Source organism: Roseovarius sp. MBR-79 (genome assembly GCF_053628555.1).
This window is the reverse complement of the sequence record NZ_JBRJGP010000003.1, coordinates 139891-159203: the sequence shown is the minus strand read 5'-3', so window position 1 is coordinate 159203 and position 19313 is coordinate 139891. Positions and strand designations below refer to the sequence as shown.

Here is a 19313-nt window from a genome sequence, read left to right as displayed (position 1 = left end):
ATGCCGCGCCTGACCCCCACCCAACTCTTTCAGCCCACTGTTCTGCTTGCCGTCGCATTGATGGCGGTCATCACCATGATGATCCTGCCGATGCCGGCGTTCATGCTCGATATCGGCCTTGCTGCCTCCTTTGCGCTGGCCATCCTGATCTTCACCATCACGCTCTTCATCGAGCGGCCGCTTGATTTCTCCTCCTTTCCGACGATTCTGCTGGCTTCGCTGGTGCTCCGGCTGTCGCTCAATGTCTCTTCGACCAAGCTCATCATCGGCCAGGGCCATACTGGCACCTCGGCGGCAGGTGACGTGATCGAGGGCTTCGCCAATTTCGTCATGGGCGGCAGCGTGTTTCTCGGACTTGTCGTCTTTGGCGTGTTGCTCATCGTCAATTTCCTCGTGATCACCAAGGGGGCCGCGCGCATGGCCGAGGTGGGCGCGCGGTTTGCCCTCGATGCGATGCCCGGCAAACAGCTGGCCATCGACAGCGATATGTCCGCAGGCGCCATCACCCATGAGGAGGCGCGCGAGCGCCGCAGCCGCGAACAGCAGGAGACGACATTCTTCGGCTCGCTCGACGGGGCGTCGAAATTCGTCAAGGGCGATGCCGTCGCGGGCCTGCTGATCACGCTTCTCAACCTGGTGATGGGGCTGATCATGGGCACGGTGGTGCACGACATGCCGCTTGGCCGCGCTTTCGAGACCTACGCGATCCTGACGGTCGGCGACGGGCTGGTGACGCAGATCCCCGCTGTGGTCATCTCGATCGCCACAGCACTTCTGCTCGCGCGCGGCGGCACGCTTGGGGCCACCGACGCGGCCATCGGGGCGCAGATCGGTCGCCATCCGGCGGCGCTCGCCACGGTAGCCGTGCTCATGGGCCTCTTTGCACTGGTCCCGGGACTGCCCTTCGTGCCGTTCATTCTGGGTGGGCTGGTGCTTGGCGGGGTGGCGGCCATGGGGTATCGCGCGCGGTCAAAGGCCCCCCTGGCCGAGGCCGCAACCCCCAGCGCGCCGCCGCCCGAGCCGTCCATGGGCGACATTCTGGAGCTCGACGACATCCACGTCGAATTCGCCCCCGATCTGGTCAATATGGTGCTCGATCCCGGCGAGGGGCTCGATGCGCGCATCGCCAACATGCGCCGTCACGTCGCCACCCGCTACGGCCTCATCCTGCCCGAGATCCGGTTGACCGACGATGCAGGGCTACAGGCGGGCAGCTACGTGATCCGCGTGCACGGGGTCGAGCAGGCCCGCGCCGGGCTGCGCCCGGATAACCTTCTCGCGCTTGACCCGGCAAGTCACCCGGCCCTGCCCCCCGGCGAGACGGTGCGCGAGCCGGTCTATGGCGCGCCTGCCCGCTGGATCCCCGGTGCCGCGCGGGACATGGCGGCGCTTGATGGTGCGACGCTCGTGACGCCGACCGAGGTGCTGGCCACCCATCTGCTCGAGGTGATCCGACGCAATCTCAGCCGCCTCTTGACGATGAAGGCGATGCGGCGGCTGCTCGACGAGATGGTCAACCTCTCGGACCGTGCTCGCGGCGAGGCCAATCGCAAGCTGCTGGAGGAGATGATCCCCGACCGTATCGCACCTGACCTCTTGCATGCGGTGTTGCGGCTCCTGCTGGCCGAACAGGTCTCGATCCGCAACCTGCCGCTGATCATAGAGGCGGCGGCGGAGGGCCGCGCGGGCGGCGCCGCGCCCGAGACGGTTTGCGAGCATGTCCGCCAGCGTCTCGGCTTTCAGCTCGTGGCCGAGCTGACCCGCCCCGACGGCACCTTGCCGCTCATCCAACTGGCCCCGGAATGGGAAGAGCGGTTCAGCGCCTACCAGATCGAGGCCGAGCGCGGGCGGATCGACGTGGCGCTGCCGCCGGATCTCTTCAACGCGCTGACCGGGGCCGCCGCCGAGGCGGTCAACGCGGCGCAGGAAAAGGGTATCGCACCCGCCATCGTAACCTCGACGCCGCGCCGCCGGTTCCTGCGCACGGCGCTTGCCGCCAAACAGATCGGCGCGCCGGTGCTTTCCTTCGAGGAGATCGGCACCGAGAGCAGACCCTCTCTCGTGGGGGTGGTGGCGGCATGAGCGGGCTGGCGACACTCCTGCCGCTGGCGCAGGAGCTGCTATGGCTGCATGCGCTGGTGTTTCTCCGGATCGCGCCGCTCATCGCGCTCTTCCCCGGCTTCGGCGAGACGTCGGTGCCAATGCGCCTCAAGCTCGGGCTTGCCCTCGGCCTTTCGGCCATCGTCACGCCCGCCATGGCCCCCGACCTGGCCGGGCGGCTTCCCGTCAATCCCGACCTCCTGCGTCTCATCCTGACCGAGACCGGCATCGGCCTGATGCTCGGTCTTGGCATCCGCCTTTTCGTGCTTGCGCTTCAGACCGCCGGGGCGATTGCCGCGCAATCCACCTCGCTGTCGCAGATCCTCGGCACGGCTGGCGTCACCCCCATGCCGGCCATCGGTCACCTGCTCGTGACCGGCGCGCTGGCGCTTGCCATGATGCTCGGGCTGCATCTGCGGCTGGCCGAGCTTGTGATCGCAAGTTACCGCCTCCTTCCGCCCGGCGTGCCGCCGCTTGCGGCGGCAGTGGCGGAATGGGGCATTGCGCGCGTGGCCCATGCCTTTGGTCTTGCCTTCACGCTGGCCGCTCCCTTCGTCATCGCCTCCACGCTCTACAACCTCACCCTTGGTATCATCAACCGCGCCATGCCACAGCTCATGGTGGTCTTTGTCGGTGCGCCGGCGATCACCGGGGCGGGGCTCGTTCTCCTGATGCTGCTGGCTCCGGCCATGCTCGGGCTCTGGGCGGAGGCACTTGGTGATTTTCTCGCCGATCCGATGGGGGCGCGCTGATGGCCGACGCGCAGGACGAGGGCGACAAGAGCCACGAGGCCACGCCGCAAAAGATTGAAAAGGCGCGCGAAAAGGGAGAATTGGCGCGCTCCGCCGATCTCAATACCGCAGGCTCCTATGCGGGCTTCGTTCTGGCGGCACTGGCGCTTGGCGCGGGCTCGGTGTCCGAGGCCGGGTCCCTGATGATGCGCTTTCTCGAACAGCCGGACCGCCTTGCCGCGCTGGCCTTCGAAGGCGGCTCGGGCGGCGCGGCGCTCGGCGGACTCATGGGCGGGCTCGCGCTGGCGCTCATGGCGTGGTTCCTGCTGCCCGGCGCGGGCGCGCTCCTGTCGGTGGTGGCGCAGCGCAGCCTTGTCTTTGCACCGTCAAAGCTTGAGCCGAAGCTGTCGCGCATCGACCCTGTCGAGAATGCCAGGAACAAATACGGGCCCAGCGGTCTATTCGAATTTGCCAAGAGCGCAGTCAAGCTTTTGGCCTATTGCGTGCTGCTCGGCACCTATCTTACCGGGCAGTTGCCGCGCCTTGCGGCCACGCTTCATGCGGCACCAGGCCAGATCGGGGCGGTCATGGCGCGCATGGTGGTGGAGTTTCTTGCCGTGGTGCTGCTGCTGGCCATCGCCATCGGCGCGGTCGATTATCTCTGGCAGCGCTTCGATCATGCCCGCCGCCAGCGCATGTCGCACCAGGAGATCCGTGATGAGCACAAGGAGAGCGAAGGCGATCCGCACATGAAGCAACAGCGCCGTCAGCGCGGCATGGACATCGCCTCTCGGCAGATGATGGCCGAGGTGCCGAAGGCCGATGTGGTGATCGTCAACCCCACCCATTACGCGGTGGCCCTCAAATGGAGCCGTGCGCCCGGCGCGGCCCCGGTCTGCGTCGCCAAGGGCGTCGATCACATGGCCCGTGCCATCCGCGAGACGGCGCATGAGCACGGCGTGCCGGTCCACAGCGATCCGCCCGCCGCGCGCGCGCTCCATGCCGAGACCGAAATCGGGCAACAGATCGACCCGCGCCATTATCGCGCCGTCGCGGCCGCGATCCGCTTTGCCGATGCGATGCGCCGCAAGGCGCGGGCCTTCGGATGAGGCCGGGCGACGGCTCTGCGCTTGTTGCGGTGACGGCGGCGCGGCTCGACCAGGAAACGGCGCGGCTACGCGCGGTTCTGGCGGACGAGGCGCGGCTGCGCGCGGCGCTCGCGCGCCTTGACGCGCAGGCCGAGGCGGCGCGGGCGCTGCCGGAGCAGGCGATGCGCGGACTGCGCGAAATCGGCGCGGATCTGTCATGGCAGGGGTGGGTGGGACGAAGCCGCGCTGCTCTCAATTCCGAGCTTGCGCTTGCACTTGCGCGCAAGGAGCGGGCTCTGCCACCCCTACGCCAAGCTTTTGGCAAGGCCGAGGCGGCGCGTGCGCTTGTCGCGCATCACCTCAGCCTGAGACATCACGACAGTCAGGCCCGCGAGGCGCAGCGCCTCGAGCATCTCGCGCTTCTGCGCCTGGCCCGTGCCCGCGATCACACGTCCTGACGCGCGATTTCGGTGATCAGCACGCCGCGAACATCCTCGCCCAACAGATCGCGCGCCACTTCGATCAGCATCCGGCGCAGCACGTCCATGCTGTTGGCATCGGTGAACGCCCCGTCAAAGCCACCCCGGTTGGCGTGATCGAACATTGCCTGAAGAAGTCCATCGCGCAGTCGCGGCTCGCGGTTGTAGACCGCGTCCGCTGTCCCAAGCCGCATCTCGACGCTGAGTGAGATGACCACCATGGCGGTCACCCGGTCACGCGCAACGACCGGCACGACGAACTGGTTGTTGAGCCGCACGAATTCGGTTTGCCCGCCAGTCTGCCCATCGGTCTGCCCATCGGTCTGCCCATCGGTCTGCCCCGCCGCCGCGGGTGCGGCCGTCTCCGCGTCGCCCGCCTCGGGGACGGGTGTCGCAAGAAACAGCCCCGCGCCGATCCCGGCGCCGAGGCCAAGCAGCAAAAGCAGCACGGGTAAGAGAATGCGCATCATATCGCTGGCCCCCGTTCAGAACGGCAGGATCGCGTCCAGCACCTGCTGGCCGATCCGGGGTTGCTGGACATCGGTGATCTGACCGCGCCCGCCATAGGAAATGCGCGCGGCGGCGATCTTGTCATAGGTGATCTCGTTCTGGCGCGAAATGTCCTCGGGACGCACGAAGCCCGTCACCAGAAGCTCCCGCAGCTCGAAATTGACCCGCACCTCCTGCGAGCCCTGGATTTCCAGAACCCCGTTGGGCAGTACCTGCATCACCGTGGCCGCGACCCGCAGCGTCAACTCCTCGCTGCGGCTGACCGAGCCGTCGCCGCCCGAGCGGCTGGAGGAAGTGATCCCGACCGCCTGATCGAGGCTCGCCCCCTCGGGCAGGTTCCGGTTGATCCGTTGCGGCAGGCCGAACAGATCGGGAATGCCGAGATTTTCCGAGCCGGTGCGCGCGCGGTCGGTCGAGTTGGAGATTTCCGCCTCCTCGTCGATTTCCACCACCACGGTCAGGATATCGCCGCGCCGCGCCGCGCGCCGGTCGCCCAGAAGCGACTTGCGCCCGCCATCCCAGAGCGAGGCCTCCTGCACAGGCACGCGGCCCGCGCTCTCGAGCGGCAGGCCCGGATCGAGCATCGCCAGTTGCTCGGTCGAGTTCATGGTCGGCGTGAAACTCGGCGGCTTGCCGATGTGATCCATCCGCCCGCAGCCCGCGACGGCCAGCCCGACCAGTAAAACCACTCTCATGATCCTCTCCTACCTTGACACTTCAATGCGCCCATCGGCGGTGACGCGGCCCGTGACGGTGGCGCGCGAGGCAAGGTTCATCACCCGGACGTAATCGCCCGTTCCGGCGCGGGCGAGCGCGCGGCCTTCGGTTTCGATCCGCAGCCCGCCATGGGTATAGATCAGCGGCACCACCTGGTTGCGCTCGATGCTGGCGGGCGGGCCGATATCACCCGCCCGGATCGCGCGGCCCGGATAGAGCGCGACGCGCGCCTCCTGACCGATGATCGCGTCGAGCCCGGGCAGCCCCGTCGCGCCACCGTCGCGCCGGATCACGTCCTCGGGCGCGATGATCTCCTGCGGGCGGATCACGCGCAGCGCCTCCACCCGGTCCGCGAGCGCCGGGGTGGCCAGGGCGACGAGGATCGCGAGCAGAAACCGCATCACCGCACCTGCGTCGTGGCGGCGAGCATCTGGTCGGCGGCGGTGATCACCTTGGCGTTGAGCTCATAGCCGCGCTGCGCCTCGATCAGTTCGGTGATCTCGCGCACCGGATCTACAGAGCTGTCCTCGAGAAAACCGTGGCGCAACGTGCCAAGTCCGTCCTGTCCGGCGGTGGTCACATTGGCCGGGCCCGAGGCCTCGGTTTCCAGAAAGAGATTGCTGCCGATGGCCTCGAGCCCCTTGGCATTGGCAAAACCGACAAGGTTGAGCTGCCCCAGCGACTGCGCCTCAACCTCGTCATCGAAGAAGGCGAATACCTCGCCCTCGGCATTGATCGAGAGGCTGCGCGCATCGTCGGGAATGGTGATCTCGGGCGCGACAGCAAAGCCCTCGGAGGTGACGATGACCCCCTCGGCGGAACGTTTGAGCGCCCCGTCGCGGGTATAGCCCGACTGCCCCGAGGGCAGCGTCACCTCGAGATAGCCGTGACCGTCGATCGCCACATCGAGATCGCCGCCCGTGGCCCGCAGCGAGCCTTGGGTCAACTCCACCGTCACGGCGGCGGGCCGCACGCCGAGGCCCAGCTGCACGCCGGTGGGCAAGACCGAGCCGTCGGAGGCCGAGATCGTGCCCGCCCGCGTCACCTGCTGGTAATGCAGATCGGCAAACTCGGCGCGGCGCGCATTGTAGCCGGTGGTCGACATGTTGGCGAGGTTGTTGGAGATGGTCTCGACCCGCATCTGCTGCGCGGCCATGCCGGTGGCGGCGATCTTGAGAAGTCTCATGGCGGTCTCTCCTTATCGGGTGAAGGTGTCGAGCGCGCGGCGGACGCGCTCATGTTCGGCCTCGAGAAAGCTCTGGCCCATCTCATAGGCGCGCTGCACCTCGATCATCCGCGCGATTTCGCTCAGCGGCTCCACGTTGGAGCCTTCGCGGAACCCTTGCAGGATCTTGCCCTCCTCGACCGGGACAATCGCGCCCCGGCTCTCGAAGAGGTTGCCACCCACGCGGATGAGCGCCGCGCCCTCGACCGGCTGAAAGAGGCCAAGCTGCGCCAGCGGGCGGCCATCCGCGCTCAGCGTGCCGTCGGTCCCGAGGCCGGGACGGCCCGCGTCGGGCGGGATGAAGACCGGCGCGCCGCCCGCATCAAGCACGCGAAACCCGTCCATCGTCACCAGATCGCCCTCACCCGAGAGCGCGAAGGCCCCGGCGCGCGTCAGCCGCTCGCCCTCGGGCGTGTCGATCAGGAAAAACCCCTCGCCCTCGATGGCGAAATCGAACGCGCCGCCGGTGGCCTCCACCGGCCCCTGCACTTGCGAGGTGACGGGCGTGTTGCCACGCGCCATCGACAGCGACGGCGCGCCCTCGGCGCGGGCGACGAATTCCGAGAAGATCATCCCCTCGGCGCGATAGCCCGTGGTTGCCGCATTGGCGATATTGTTGGCGATCATCTGCATTTCGCGCATCAGCCCGGTCTGGCGGGTGAGCGTGGCATATCCTGCGGCTTCCATGTCTCAGCCTCCGATGATGAGCGGCACGAGCCGGTCCTGAAAGAACGCCACCAGCGTCTGGGTCATGAATCCCATGCTGAGCCAGAACACGAGCACGATGGCCCCGAGCTTGGGCACGAAGGTCAGCGTCATTTCCTGGATCGAGGTCAGCGCCTGGAAAAGGCCGACGATCAGTCCGCCGACCAGCGCCACCGTGAGGATCGGCAACGAGATCAGCATCGCAACCCAGAGCCCCTCGCGCAGCGTGTCGTAAAAGAGGATTTCCTCGCGCATGGGTCAGACCGGCATCCGCAGGATTTCCTGATAGGCCTCGACCACCCGGTCACGGACCGTCACCGCCGTCTCGACGGCAAGTTCGGTCTGCGCGAGCGCCTGGACAAGCGCGTGCGGATCGGCCTTGCCCGCGATGGCGGCCATCGCCGTATCTTCGCCCGCGCGCAGGGTGGCGGCGAAATCGCGCGCCAGCGCCTGAAAACCTGCGGCGGCATTGGTCCCGGCCTCGGGTTCGGTCGCGGGGCGAAGGGCGGCATAGCCCCGCGCGGCGGAAACGGCACTCACATCCATTCTGGCTCTCCTTTTCTCGGTTGGGGTCAGCGGCGCAAGAGATCCATCAGGCTCGACGACATCTGTCGCGCCTGCTCGAACATCTTGAGATTCGCCTCGTAGCTGCGTTGCGCCTCGCGCGCGTCGGCCATCTCGATCATCAGATCGACGTTGGAGCCGTCGAAATGCCCGGTCTCGTCGGCAAGCGGATGCCCCGGCTCATAGACCTGGCGGAGCGCGCTGCGGTCGAGGCGCACCGGCCCGGTTTCGACGCGCCCGGTTTGGGCCGCGCCGTGCTCGGGGCGAAAGGCCACGGTCTTGCGCCGGTAGCCGGGCGTGTCGGCATTGGCCATGTTTTCGGCCACATGCCGGAGCCGTTGGGATTGCGCCTTGAGGCCGCTTGCCGAGACGCTCAGCGCGTTGGAAAAGTCGCTCATTGCTCAGCCCTTCTAACTGCGTGAAATGGCGGTGCGCAGCACGGTCAGCCCGGACCGGTATATGGCCAGCGCGCGCCCGTGTTGCCGCTGCACATCGACGGCGCGCAGCATTTCCGTCTCGAGCGAGACCGAGTTGCCGTTGGGATCGCGCGCGGTGCCACGTTCCGCATGGCTCTCGAAGGGCTGCGGGCCGCCCTGCCCGAAAAGATGGCCGGGCCGTGTCGCGCGCATCCCCGGCGGGGCGTCGAGATAGGCGGAAAAGGGCGCGATATCGCGCGCCGCATAGTCCGGCGTGTCGGCATTGGCCATGTTCTGCGCCACAACCGCCTGCCGTGCGCCAGCGTGCCGCGCAAGCGCATGGGACAGGCGAAAGACGTCGAGATTTTCAAACATCGGGGCTTCTCCCTCGATTGGCTTCAACCAAGGCTTAACCCTGATTCGTTTAGAAATGGTTCTCGGGCGACGGTCAGGAGCGATTCCATGAAACAGACGGCATTGGCGGGGCTGCGGGCGGAAATCACGGGGCTGAGTGCTGCGCATCCGGTCGGACGGGTGATTTCGGTGGCGGGCGGGCTCTTGCGGGTCAGTGGCCTCTCGGGCGCGGCGCGGCTTGGCGACCGGGTGCAGGTTCAGACCGCGCGCGGCCAGCTTTCGGGCGAGGTCTTGCAGATGGAGGCGGCCGCGCTGCTGATCCTGCCTGACGAGGCCGCCGAGGGTGTGGCTTTGGGCGACCGCGTGCGCTTGATGGGGCCATCCGAGATTGCCCCGTCGGACGACTGGATCGGTCGCGTGATCGACCCGTTCGGCGTGCCGCTCGATGGCCGCCCGCTATTGCGCGGACCGGTCGCGCGGCCCCTGCGCGCCGACCCGCCCGCGCCTGCGCGCCGTCATCCGCTGGGCGCGCGGCTCGAGACGGGCATGGCCGTGTTCAACACCCTTCTGCCTGTCGTGCGCGGGCAGCGGATGGGGCTTTTCGCCGGGTCCGGCGTGGGCAAATCCATGCTTCTGGGCCATCTCGCGCGGCATATGCAGGCCGATGTCGTCGTTGTCGCGCTGATAGGCGAGCGCGGGCGCGAACTGGGAGAGTTCGTGCGCCATGTGCTTGGCCCCGAGGGCATGGCGCGCGCGGTGATCGTGACGGCGACCTCGGACCGCTCGGCGCTGGTGCGGCGGCGCTGCGCGCTTGCCGCCATGGCCGTAGCCGAGCATTTCCGCGACGCGGGCCGCCATGTCCTCTTTCTCGCCGATTCGATCACCCGCTTTGCCGAGGCGCATCGCGAAGTGGCCATCGCGGCGGGCGAGATGCCCGCGCTGCGCGGCTTTCCGCCCTCGACGGCGCACACGATCATGTCGCTGTGCGAGCGCGCGGGACCGGGCGAGGGGGGGCAGGGCGACATCACCGCACTTCTGACCGTGCTTGTCGCCGGATCGGACATGGAGGAGCCGGTGGCCGACATCCTGCGCGGGGTGCTCGACGGGCATGTGGTGCTCGACCGCGAGATCGCCGAGCGCGGGCGCTATCCGGCCATCGACCTGCTGCGCTCGGTCTCGCGCAGCCTGCCACAGGCGGCGAGCGACGATGAGAACCGCCTCATCGGGCAGGCGCGCCACCTGCTCGGGACCTATGCGCGTTCCGAGACGATGGTGCGCGCGGGGCTTTATGCCGAGGGCAGCGACCCCGCGCTCGATCAGGCGATCCGCATCTGGCCCGAGCTTGACGCCTTTCTGGCCGAACGCGAACCGGCCGATACCGCCAACAGTTTCGCACGCCTCGGCCTTTTGCTGCGTCGTGCGGGGCCGGGGGGCGGGCGTGTTCCTGTGGTGCGTTAGCGTCGGGCGGCGCGACGGTGAAGGTCATGCCGGACCGGCTCATAGGCAATCCTCCGGTCGAAACCCCTCGGGGATGTGGTCGATCCCGTCGAGCATGAGATCGGCCATCACCTCGGCCACCTTCGGGGCCATGCCGAAGCCGATCTTGAAGCCGCCATTGGCGATGAACGCACCCGCCTTGAACGGGTGCGGCCCCAGCATCGGCGCGCGGCTGCGGGTGCGCGGGCGCAGCCCGGCCCATCTCAGGATCACCGGCGCAGCCGCCAGCGCGGGCAGGGCAGCGCGGGCGCGCGCGATCACGTCGTCAAGCTGTGCATCGGTGGCGGCAGGGTCTGCAAAGTCACGCTCGGAGGTGGAGCCGATGGCCACCGTCCCATCATCGTGCGGCACGATATGCACGCCCCCGGCAAAGACCTGCGGCAGCGCGCGCGCGTCAAACGCCAGAAGCGCGGCCTGCCCCTTGACGCCGTTGCCCACAGGGTGGCCCGTGGCGGCGCTCAGCTCTGCCAGCCCCGCAACGCCGGTGGCCCAGAGGATGCGCCCCTCCTGCGCGCCGTCGCGGACCACGTCGGCCCCGGTCGCGCGCAGGGCCGCCACCAGCGCCGCGCAGGCCCGTCGGGGGTGAAGCCGTGCGCTCAGAGTGTCGTGGATGACGTGGCCGCTCGGGCTCTCGGGGCACCAGGCACCTGTCGCCGCCTCCACCCGCCAGAGGGCCTTGCCCTGCCAGAGCCGCGCGGCGCTTTCTTCGCGGGCCCGTGCCAGTGCCAGCGCCGGCGCGTCCGCGACGGGCTGTATCCGGCCCAGCCGCGCATAGCCGGACGAGACCCCGCCTGCCGCCTCCACTTCGGTCCAGAATGCCTCGGCCATCATGAGGCTGTCGAACTGGAACGCCTTCTTGGGGTTCCAGTTCTCCGGCACATGCGGGGCAAGCGTGCCGACCACCCCGCCCGAAGCCCCGGCCCCCGGCCCGTGCGGGTCGATCACACGCACACCCGCGCCGCGCCGCGCGCAGGCCCAGGCCACCGAGAGACCGAAGATCCCCGCCCCCATCACCGTGATGTCGGTCATTGCCAATTCCCCTGTGCGCCGCCATGCTTCGCGCGCTTTCTAGCGGAGTGCCCCATGCAGGACCAGCAGGCCGGGATCGACTGGCGCGAGGGTGAGGTGCCGGTCTCGACCCGGTTCGATGACCCGTATTTCAGCCTCGAGGACGGGCTGGCCGAAACGCGGCATGTGTTTTTGTCGGGCAACGATCTGCCCGCGCGCTTCCGGGACGGGTTTCACGTCGCCGAACTGGGATTCGGCACCGGTCTGAACCTTCTCGCGGCGCTTGGCGCGTGGCGGGGCGCGGGTGTGACGGGGCGGCTTTGCTATAGCAGTTTCGAGGCCTTCCCGATGACCCCCGCAGACATGCGCCGAGCGCAAGCCCGGTTTGCCGAAATCGGAGGGCTGGCCGCCGAGCTTGCCCCCCATTGGCAGGGGGGCGCGCAGGAAATCCACCTGCCGGATCTGCATTTCACGCTGGTCGTGGGGGACGCGCGCGAGACGCTAAGGGCTTGGCCGCATAAGGCCGATGCGTGGTTTCTCGACGGGTTTTCGCCCGCGAAGAACCCCGAGATGTGGCAGCCCGAGCTGATGGCAGAGGTTGCGCGCCACACGGTCCGGGGCGGCACGGCGGCGACCTACACGGCGGCTGGCCATGTCCGGCGGGGCTTGGAGGCGGCGGGATTTTCTGTCACTCGTGTGCCGGGATACGGGCGCAAGCGCCACATGACGCGCGCCATACTGGCCCGCGAAACACCGGGATGCGCATGACCGATCAGAACACCCGCCTCGGCATCTGGATGATGGTGCTCACCACCTTCATCTTCGCGGTGCAGGACGGCCTTTCGCGGCATCTGGCGGGCGAATACAATGTCTTCATGGTGGTGATGATCCGCTACTGGTTCTTCGCCGCCTTCGTCATGGCGGTGGCGGCGCGCAAGGCGGGCGGGCTCATGGCGGCCGCCGTGACCACGCAGCCGCTGGTTCAGGGATTTCGCGCGCTGCTGCTGGTAGCGGAAATTTGCGTAATGATTTATGGCTTTACCCTTCTCGGTCTGGTCGAGAGCCATGCCGTCTTTGCCGCCTATCCGCTTCTGGTGGCGGCCCTGTCGGGTCCGGTTCTGGGCGAGCGGGTGGGTTGGCGGCGATGGGTTGCCATCGGCGTTGGCTTTGTCGGTGTGGTGATCATTCTGGAGCCGGGCTTCGGCGTGTTCCAGCCCGCCGCCGTGGTGCCCTTTGTCGCCGCGCTCATGTTCGCGCTTTACGGGTTGCTCACGCGATACGTGGCGCGGCGCGACACGGCGGCGACCTCGTTTTTCTGGACGGGCACAGTGGGCTCTCTTGCCATGACCGCCGTCGGCATCTGGTTCTGGGAGCCGATGACCGGCCCCGACTGGATCTGGATGGGCGCGCTCTGCATCACCGGGGCGGCGGGGCATTATACCCTCATCAAATGCTACGAGGTCGCCGAAGCGAGCGCCGTGCAGCCCTTTGCCTATCTGCAACTGCCCTTTGCCAGCACGATCGGCATTCTTGTTTTTGCGGAGACCATCCGCCTCAACGTGGCGCTTGGCGCGGCGCTCATCGTCGCGGCGGGGCTGTTCACGCTCTGGCGGCAACGCGTGGCGCGCTGATCGCTTGACGCAAGCGGCGGGTCACGGCTAGACTTTTCACAGTTTCGTGAGCGTGGGTCCGCGAAGGCATATTTTTTCAGGAGATCGCTGCGGCGATAGGATTGATGGGCTGGGCAGGGTTCAGGCGCGGATTGAGAGAGATGCGGTTTCGCCCCGCGCTCCTTGTACTGCTGCTGAGCGTCCGGGTCGCCACAGCCGCCGCTGTCGAGTGTCAGCACGAGCTGGCAAATGCCGCGCGCGCAGTCGAGTCGGCGCAGGAAAGCCTGCGGCTCGAGACGCTCGCGCTTGGTGGGGATCTGTGCCTTGTCGAGGATGCCTCCGCGCGTGCCGGAGATGAAAACGGTCCTCACCTCACCTCGCCCTGTCCGTTCTTCAAATCGCCGGTCGCCCTGACCGAAATCACCACCGATGCAGGCCCGCACGAGGCCAACGTCTCGCGCCTCTGGCAGGGTCTGGCCGAACAGCGCGCCGACAGGGATGCGCTTTGGACGGCCTATCAGTCGCGCGCGCCCCCGCTCGTGGCCGGGGAAGTGCTGGCACGCGCGCCCCGGTCCCGTCCCGTGGATCCTGCCTGACCGGCGGGACCCTCTCCAGCGGGACAGGTCAGGCGGATGGCCCGTATCGCGTTCCCTTGCGGTTCTCCTTGATGCCGGTCGCCCTCTCCAGCGGGCGGGCGGCATGACAGGCCCGATCCATGGGCCGGAGGACGCGCTTGCCAGCCCCCCGAATGGCCTGACAATCGACGGATTGACGTGACGGCGCATCCTGGCCGTGCCGTGTCAGTCCTCCCCCGGATCCCCTGAAAAGAGATACAGACCATGACCCAGGTTTCCCTGCGGGCAGGCGCGCTTTGCGCGGCCCTTGCCCTTTGCCTGACGACCACCCCCGCGCTGGCCCACGAGGGTGCCCCGCGCACCGGGCCCAATGTCAGCTTTACCGACCTGCCGCCGCTCAATGCCGATGGCCATGCGCCGATTGGCGTGATGGGCGATCACCGGCACAAGGTAGGCGAGGTGATGCTGTCCTACCGCTTCATGCATATGAACATGGACGGGTATCGCAGCGGCACCAACGGCCTCTCGCCCGCCGAGGTCGCGGGCACGCCCAACCGGTTCTTCGGCATTCCGGGCCAGCCGCCCAATATCCGCATCGTGCCCGACTGGATGACCATGTCGATGCATATGTTCGGCGCGATGTATGCGCCCTCGGACCGGGTGACGCTGATGGCGATGATGCCCTATGTGAAGAAGGAGATGAACCATTTCGTCTTCGCCGGTCCGGCGGGGACAACCCTGCTCGGCAAGTTCCAGAGCAATTCCGAGGGCTGGGGCGATGCCAAGCTCTCGGCGCTCATCGGCCTGCACGAGAGCGGCAACGCCAGGCTGCACCTCAATCTCGGGCTGAGCCTGCCCACGGGATCGACCACCGAGCGCGCCAATGTCCTCACCCCGATGGGCACTACCGCCAACCTGCGGATGCCCTACGGGATGCAGCTCGGCTCGGGCACCTATGACATCCTGCCCGCGCTCACCTACAACAACCGCACCGGCGCGACGGCCTGGGGCGCGCAGGTCTCCGGCGTGATCCGCACCGGCAAGAACAACGGCTGGAGCTTTGGCGACGAGGCCAGGCTGACCGCATGGGCCAGCTATCGGCCAAAGCCCTGGATCAGCCTCTCGGGGCGGGTCGAGGCCAAGACCGTGGGCAAGATCGACGGGCAGGACTCGCTTATGGTCGGCCCCTCGCCCACGCTCGACCCCGACAATTACGGTGGTGAGACGGTGACGCTTTTTGCCGGGGTCAACCTCGTGGCACAGCGCGGTGCGCTGCGCGGGCACCGGCTTGCGCTCGAGCTCGGTGTGCCGGTCTACCAGGATCTCAACGGGCTTCAGCTCGAGACCGACTGGACCGCGATGCTCGGCTGGCAATACGCGTTCTGAGCCTCAGTCCATCGCACTGCCGAACCCGCTGCCGCGCAACTCTTCCGTAAAGGGGCGCGGCAGCGCCGTTTCCCCGAGGCGCGCGCGATAGGCGGGCAGGCTCTCGGTCACGCGCATCACGTAGTTGCGGGTCTCCCGGAACGGGATGTGCTCGATCCAGTCGATCACGCCATGGGCGTCGCGCGTGCGCGGATCGCCATAGTCTTCGAGCCACGCGGCGACACGCCCCGGCCCGGCATTGTAACCCACCGCAATCAGAACCGGATTGCCATCGAAGCGCGCCGCCAGCTCTGCCAGATAGGCGCTGCCAAGCCGGGCATTATAGGCCCAGTCATCGAGCAGCCGACCCGCATCATAGGCCAGCCCCAGCCCCCCCGCCACCTCGCGCGCCGTGGCGGGCATGACCTGCATCAACCCGCGTGCGCCCGCCGCGCTTGTCACCACGGGATTGAACTCGCTCTCGCGGCGCGCGATGGCCAGCGCCCACTCCATCGGTGCGGGCAGATCCATCTCCGCCATCGGGTGCAGCGCGTAATAGGGGGCCCCGACGACGATCCCGCGCTCCGCCGCCGCCTTGCCCAGCATGACCTGAAGGTGGGGCTGGCCCAACTCTTCCAGCATCGCGCCCATCTGGCCGATGCCCTCCCGGTCCAGCCCATCGGCCAGATGCAGGAAGAACCGCCGCGCCTGTCCGATATCGCCCATGCGCAGGCTGAGTGTGGCGATCTCGTGGAGGTCGGAGCGTGCGAAATCCGCCATGCGCCAGTCGGGAAAGGACTCCGTGCCCGAGAGCGGTCCGGTCACGTCCACCCCGGCCTTTTCTGCCGCCAAAATCCCGTAGAAGCTGGTCGCATGCGCCGCCCCTTCGGTGTAGGCAAGCTGCGCCGCCTCCCTGTCCCCCGCCGCTTCCTGCGCGCGCCCCAACCAATAGCCCGCGCGCCCCAGCGAAATCGGCGTGGCCACGGCGGCACGGAACCGCTGGAAATGGTCAAGCGCCAGATCGGGCGCATCGAGATAGCCGAGCGCGATATACCCCGCGAGCCATTCCAGATCGGCGTAGTTCGCGCCTTCGGCAAGCTGATGCAGCGCGGCCAGTTCATAGGCCAGTGCCGCCTCGCCCGCGCGCATCTTCTGCCGCGCGAGCGCACGCCGCCAGCTTGCCCAGCGTTCCGCCTCGCCCAGGCCCCCCGCGATCCGGCTCTGGCGCAAAAGCACGGCAATCGCTTCCTCGGCCGATCCCTTGAGGTGATGGGTGAAACTCTCAAACGCGATGCCGGGGTCAAGCCGGAGCGCCTCGGGCACCTCCCCCGGCCCTTCGCGCGCAATCCGCTGGCGCGTCTCGGCGCGCTGGCGCGTGTCCTCATTCACCAACGGCAGCATGTCGGCCACATCGTTCAGCCCGCGCCAGAGCGCCATCTCCAGCCGCGCCGCGTGATGCGCGGCCAGAAGCGGCGCGAATTCCAGCAGGAAATCGTCATGCTCGGCGCGGGTCAGATCGAGCGTGCGCCACGCCAGCACCACGCCCGCCTCTGCCTCGCCCGCCCGCCCCCGGGCAAGCAGCGCGCGCGCCAGGTTGAGCGTGCCGGTGCCGGTCTGCGGCCTGTAGCCCTCGTAAAACGCCAGCACCTGATCGAACGTGCCGTGGGTCATCGCCATCTCGCTCTGCGCGCGCAGATGGTCAAGGCCGGGCCAATGCCCGTTCCGCGTCAGGAAATCGAGGATCTCGCCCGGTGCCCCCAGCCCCGCGCGCAGCCGGTGCCACTCGATCAGCGTCACCGCCGCAGGCCCCTCGCGCGCAGCAAGCCGCGCCGCCACCTCCCACCGCCCGCCTTGCATCGCGGCAAGCGCGCTGGCCAGCGGGCGTGGTGCCACCCGCGGCACCTCGGCGGCCTGCGCCGCACCAGGCGGCGCACCGAGCATCAAAACCATGAGCAGGACGCGCAACATCTCTTGCCTTTTTCGCCATGAATGCGGATAGACAGCCCCAGCCTAAGCGGCCCCGCGCCCATGGTCCACTCACGATCAACGGCTCGGCCACATCTTGCGACGTAAAGGAGCGTGTCATGTTCAGAGGATCCTTTCCTGCCCTCGTCACGCCGTTCAAAAACGGCGAGCTGGATGTGGAGACGCTCAAGAAACTGGTGGAATGGCATATCGGCGAGGGCAGCCATGGCCTTGTTCCCGTGGGCACCACAGGCGAAAGCCCGACGCTCAGCCATGAAGAGCACGAGCGCGTGATCGAAGAGGTGGTGCGCGCTGCTTCGGGGCGCATCCCGGTGATCGCGGGCGCAGGCTCCAACAATACGCTCGAGGCGATTCGCTTCATGCGCCACGCCGAGAAGGTGGGCGCCGACGCGGCCCTCGTGGTCACCCCCTATTACAACAAGCCGACGCAGGCGGGCCTCATCGCGCATTTCACCGCACTGCACGATTGCTGCGACTTGCCGATCATCATCTACAATATCCCCGGCCGCTCGGTCGTGGACATGACCCCCGAGACCATGGGCCGCCTCGCGCAATTGCCGCGCATCATCGGGGTCAAGGATGCCACCGGCGATCTGGCGCGCGTCTGCGCGCAGCGCATCAGTTGCGGCAAGGATTTCCTCCAGATCTCCGGCGAGGATGCGACGGCGCACGGGTTCAACGCCCAGGGCGGCGTGGGTGTGATCTCCGTCACCGCCAATGTCGCGCCGAAACTGGTGGCGCAGGTGCAGGAGGCGACGCTTGCGGGCGATTACGCCACCGCCCTTGCGCTTCAGGACCGGCTCATGCCGCTGCATCGCGCGATCTTTGTCGAGCCGGGGCTGGTGGGCGTGAAATACGCCATGTCGCGGCTCGGGCTGTGCAGCGAAGAGGTGCGCCTGCCGCTTGTGGGGCTGAGCGAGCCGACCAGGGCGTTGGTCGAGCACGGACTGCGCCACGCGGGCCTGATCAACTGAGGCCGCGCCGCTTCACTGTTCCGCAAATACTCCCGCCGGAGGCGTCCCGGCGGGCCTCATGCGCCCCGCCGGATATCCGCGCCAAGCGCGGCCATGAGCGGCTCGAAGACCGGAAATGACGTGGCGATGGGGCTGGCGTCATCGACGCTCACGGGGCTTTGCGTGGCCATGCCCATCACCAGGAACGACATGGCGATGCGGTGGTCCAGATGGCTCTCGCAGGTCTGACCGCCGGGCACATCGCCATGCCCCCGGCCATGCACGATCCACCAGTCGGGGCCATCCTCGACGGTGACGCCGCCCGCGCGCAGCCCCGTAGCCATGGCCTCGATCCGGTCGCTTTCCTTGACGCGCAATTCCTTGACGCCGCGCATCACGGTCGGCCCTTCGGCAAAGGCGGCCACCACCGACAGGACGGGATATTCGTCGATCATCGAGGCGGCGCGCTCGGGCGGCACCTCGATACCCCGCAGGTCCGGCGAGAAGCGCGCGCGCAGATCGGCCACCGGCTCGCCGCCCTCCTCACGCAGGTTCTCGTAAGTGAGATCCGCGCCCATCTCGCGCAGCGTCTCGAAAACGCCCGCGCGCGTCGGGTTGAGCCCGATATTCGGCACCAGCACATCCGAGCCGGGCACGATGAGTGCGGCGCAGACCGGGAAGGCCGCCGAAGAGGGATCGCGCGGCACCACGATGCTCTGCGGTTGCAACTCCGGCTGCCCGGTGAGGGTGATGACGCGGCCCTCGTCGGTCACTTCGGTGGTGATCGCGGCCCCGAACCCCGCGAGCATCCGCTCGGTATGATCGCGCGTCGCCTCGCGCTCGATCACCACGGTCTGCCCCGGCGCGTTCAACCCCGCGAGCAGCACCGCCGATTTCACCTGCGCGGAGGGCACCGGCACGGTGTAGCGCACCGGCACCGGGTGTTCGGCACCGATGATGGTCATCGGCAGGCGCCCGCCCGACCGCCCCACCGCCCGCGCACCGAAAAGCGCCAGCGGATCGGTGACGCGCGCCATGGGTCGCTTGTTGAGGCTGGCATCGCCGGTGAAGGTGGCGGTGATGGGCGAGGTCGCCATCGCCCCCATGATCAGCCGCACGCCGGTGCCGGAATTGCCGCAGTCGATGACCTGATCCGGCTCGGCAAAGCCGCCCACGCCCACACCCTGCACGCGCCATGTGCCGTCATTGTCGCGCGTGACCTCGGCCCCAAGGGCGCGCATCGCCTTCGCGGTATCCAGCACGTCCTGCCCCTCGAGCAGCCCGGTGATCACCGTCTCGCCGACGCACATCGCCCCGAGGATCAGGGACCGGTGCGAGATCGACTTGTCCCCCGGCACCTCAGCCGTGCCGGAAAGCGGCGCGGCGCGGTGCGAGGTCATGGGAATGGGGCTGCCGTGGCCGGACATGGG

The 19313-nt window shown here is 68.0% G+C and carries 22 protein-coding genes; 10 read left to right on the top strand and 12 right to left on the bottom strand.

Annotation, left to right across the window (positions count from 1 at the left end; genetic code table 11):
• Genes flhA through ACSSV8_RS04245 form a run of 4 tightly spaced genes read left to right on the top strand, consistent with a single transcriptional unit; the run spans position 1 to position 4377 of the window.
• A complete protein-coding gene (flhA, locus tag ACSSV8_RS04260) occupies positions 1–2082 on the top strand; it encodes a flagellar biosynthesis protein FlhA (RefSeq protein WP_354539025.1) in 2082 nt (693 codons plus the stop codon).
• Complete coding sequence (locus tag ACSSV8_RS04255) at positions 2079–2852, top strand: flagellar biosynthetic protein FliR (RefSeq protein WP_354539024.1); 774 nt, start codon at positions 2079–2081, stop codon at positions 2850–2852. The genes flhA and ACSSV8_RS04255 overlap by 4 nt, the downstream gene beginning before the upstream one ends.
• The gene (locus tag ACSSV8_RS04250) at positions 2852–3940 is read left to right on the top strand and encodes an EscU/YscU/HrcU family type III secretion system export apparatus switch protein (RefSeq protein ID WP_354539023.1); all 1089 of its coding nucleotides are present in this window, start codon (positions 2852–2854) and stop codon (positions 3938–3940) included. The genes ACSSV8_RS04255 and ACSSV8_RS04250 overlap by 1 nt, the downstream gene beginning before the upstream one ends.
• Positions 3937–4377, top strand: a complete 441-nt coding sequence (locus ACSSV8_RS04245; RefSeq protein ID WP_454281611.1) for a hypothetical protein — start codon at positions 3937–3939, stop codon at positions 4375–4377. The genes ACSSV8_RS04250 and ACSSV8_RS04245 overlap by 4 nt, the downstream gene beginning before the upstream one ends.
• Here the strand turns inward: ACSSV8_RS04245 and ACSSV8_RS04240 are convergent.
• Genes ACSSV8_RS04240 through ACSSV8_RS04200 form a run of 9 tightly spaced genes read right to left on the bottom strand, consistent with a single transcriptional unit; the run spans position 4365 to position 8910 of the window.
• Positions 4365–4868 carry a flagellar basal body-associated protein FliL gene (locus ACSSV8_RS04240; RefSeq protein ID WP_454281610.1) on the bottom strand — a complete coding sequence of 168 codons (504 nt, stop codon included), beginning with the start codon at positions 4866–4868 and terminating at the stop codon, positions 4365–4367. The two genes, ACSSV8_RS04245 and ACSSV8_RS04240, sit on opposite strands and share 13 nt — an antisense overlap.
• Positions 4869–4883: 15 nt before the next feature.
• On the bottom strand, positions 4884–5603 hold the full coding sequence (flgH, locus tag ACSSV8_RS04235; RefSeq protein ID WP_454281609.1) for a flagellar basal body L-ring protein FlgH: 720 nt from the start codon (positions 5601–5603) through the stop codon (positions 4884–4886).
• 9 nt (positions 5604–5612) lie between these two features.
• On the bottom strand, positions 5613–6026 hold the full coding sequence (gene flgA / locus ACSSV8_RS04230; RefSeq protein WP_354539019.1) for a flagellar basal body P-ring formation chaperone FlgA: 414 nt from the start codon (positions 6024–6026) through the stop codon (positions 5613–5615).
• On the bottom strand, positions 6026–6811 hold the full coding sequence (gene flgG, locus ACSSV8_RS04225) for a flagellar basal-body rod protein FlgG (RefSeq protein ID WP_454281608.1): 786 nt from the start codon (positions 6809–6811) through the stop codon (positions 6026–6028). The genes flgA and flgG overlap by 1 nt, the downstream gene beginning before the upstream one ends.
• 12 nt (positions 6812–6823) lie before the next feature.
• The gene (locus ACSSV8_RS04220) at positions 6824–7537 is read right to left on the bottom strand and encodes a flagellar hook-basal body complex protein (protein ID WP_354539017.1); all 714 of its coding nucleotides are present in this window, start codon (positions 7535–7537) and stop codon (positions 6824–6826) included.
• 3 nt (positions 7538–7540) lie between these two features.
• Positions 7541–7810: a flagellar biosynthetic protein FliQ gene (locus tag ACSSV8_RS04215; protein ID WP_354539016.1), complete on the bottom strand. Its 270-nt coding sequence runs from the start codon at positions 7808–7810 to the stop codon at positions 7541–7543.
• Between the two features lie 3 nt (positions 7811–7813).
• Complete coding sequence (gene fliE / locus ACSSV8_RS04210; protein ID WP_354539015.1) at positions 7814–8101, bottom strand: flagellar hook-basal body complex protein FliE; 288 nt, start codon at positions 8099–8101, stop codon at positions 7814–7816.
• Between the two features lie 26 nt (positions 8102–8127).
• Entirely contained in the window at positions 8128–8517 is a 390-nt protein-coding gene (gene flgC / locus ACSSV8_RS04205; RefSeq protein ID WP_354539014.1) for a flagellar basal body rod protein FlgC, read from the bottom strand.
• 12 nt (positions 8518–8529) lie between these two features.
• Entirely contained in the window at positions 8530–8910 is a 381-nt protein-coding gene (locus ACSSV8_RS04200; RefSeq protein WP_354539013.1) for a FlgB family protein, read from the bottom strand.
• Positions 8911–8997: 87 nt separating this feature from the next.
• On the opposite strand from ACSSV8_RS04200, the gene ACSSV8_RS04195 reads away from it, so the two are divergent.
• A complete protein-coding gene (locus tag ACSSV8_RS04195; RefSeq protein WP_354539012.1) occupies positions 8998–10347 on the top strand; it encodes a FliI/YscN family ATPase in 1350 nt (449 codons plus the stop codon).
• Between the two features lie 39 nt (positions 10348–10386).
• Here the strand turns inward: ACSSV8_RS04195 and ACSSV8_RS04190 are convergent, their stop codons facing one another.
• Positions 10387–11415 (bottom strand): NAD(P)/FAD-dependent oxidoreductase, encoded by a 1029-nt coding sequence (locus ACSSV8_RS04190; protein WP_354539011.1) that lies wholly within the window; start codon positions 11413–11415, stop codon positions 10387–10389.
• 54 nt (positions 11416–11469) lie between these two features.
• Between ACSSV8_RS04190 and mnmD the strand changes: the two genes are divergently transcribed.
• The 4 genes from mnmD to ACSSV8_RS04170 all read left to right on the top strand — a co-directional run bounded on the left by mnmD (position 11470) and on the right by ACSSV8_RS04170 (position 14965).
• Positions 11470–12162, top strand: a complete 693-nt coding sequence (gene mnmD / locus ACSSV8_RS04185; RefSeq protein ID WP_354539010.1) for a tRNA (5-methylaminomethyl-2-thiouridine)(34)-methyltransferase MnmD — start codon at positions 11470–11472, stop codon at positions 12160–12162.
• The gene (locus ACSSV8_RS04180) at positions 12159–13025 is read left to right on the top strand and encodes a DMT family transporter (RefSeq protein WP_354539009.1); all 867 of its coding nucleotides are present in this window, start codon (positions 12159–12161) and stop codon (positions 13023–13025) included. Before mnmD ends, ACSSV8_RS04180 begins: the two co-directional genes overlap by 4 nt.
• Positions 13026–13165: 140 nt before the next feature.
• On the top strand, positions 13166–13600 hold the full coding sequence (locus ACSSV8_RS04175; RefSeq protein ID WP_454281607.1) for a hypothetical protein: 435 nt from the start codon (positions 13166–13168) through the stop codon (positions 13598–13600).
• 243 nt (positions 13601–13843) lie between these two features.
• Positions 13844–14965 (top strand): transporter, encoded by a 1122-nt coding sequence (locus ACSSV8_RS04170; RefSeq protein WP_454281606.1) that lies wholly within the window; start codon positions 13844–13846, stop codon positions 14963–14965.
• Between the two features lie 3 nt (positions 14966–14968).
• On the opposite strand, the gene ACSSV8_RS04165 is transcribed toward ACSSV8_RS04170, so the two are convergent.
• Positions 14969–16912: a lytic transglycosylase domain-containing protein gene (locus ACSSV8_RS04165; RefSeq protein WP_454281605.1), complete on the bottom strand. Its 1944-nt coding sequence runs from the start codon at positions 16910–16912 to the stop codon at positions 14969–14971.
• 116 nt (positions 16913–17028) lie between these two features.
• On the opposite strand from ACSSV8_RS04165, the gene dapA reads away from it, so the two are divergent.
• Complete coding sequence (gene dapA / locus ACSSV8_RS04160) at positions 17029–17904, top strand: 4-hydroxy-tetrahydrodipicolinate synthase (RefSeq protein WP_454281604.1); 876 nt, start codon at positions 17029–17031, stop codon at positions 17902–17904.
• Positions 17905–17960: 56 nt separating this feature from the next.
• On the opposite strand, the gene aroA is transcribed toward dapA, so the two are convergent.
• Entirely contained in the window at positions 17961–19310 is a 1350-nt protein-coding gene (gene aroA / locus ACSSV8_RS04155; protein ID WP_454281603.1) for a 3-phosphoshikimate 1-carboxyvinyltransferase, read from the bottom strand.
• Positions 19311–19313 lie beyond the last annotated feature (3 nt).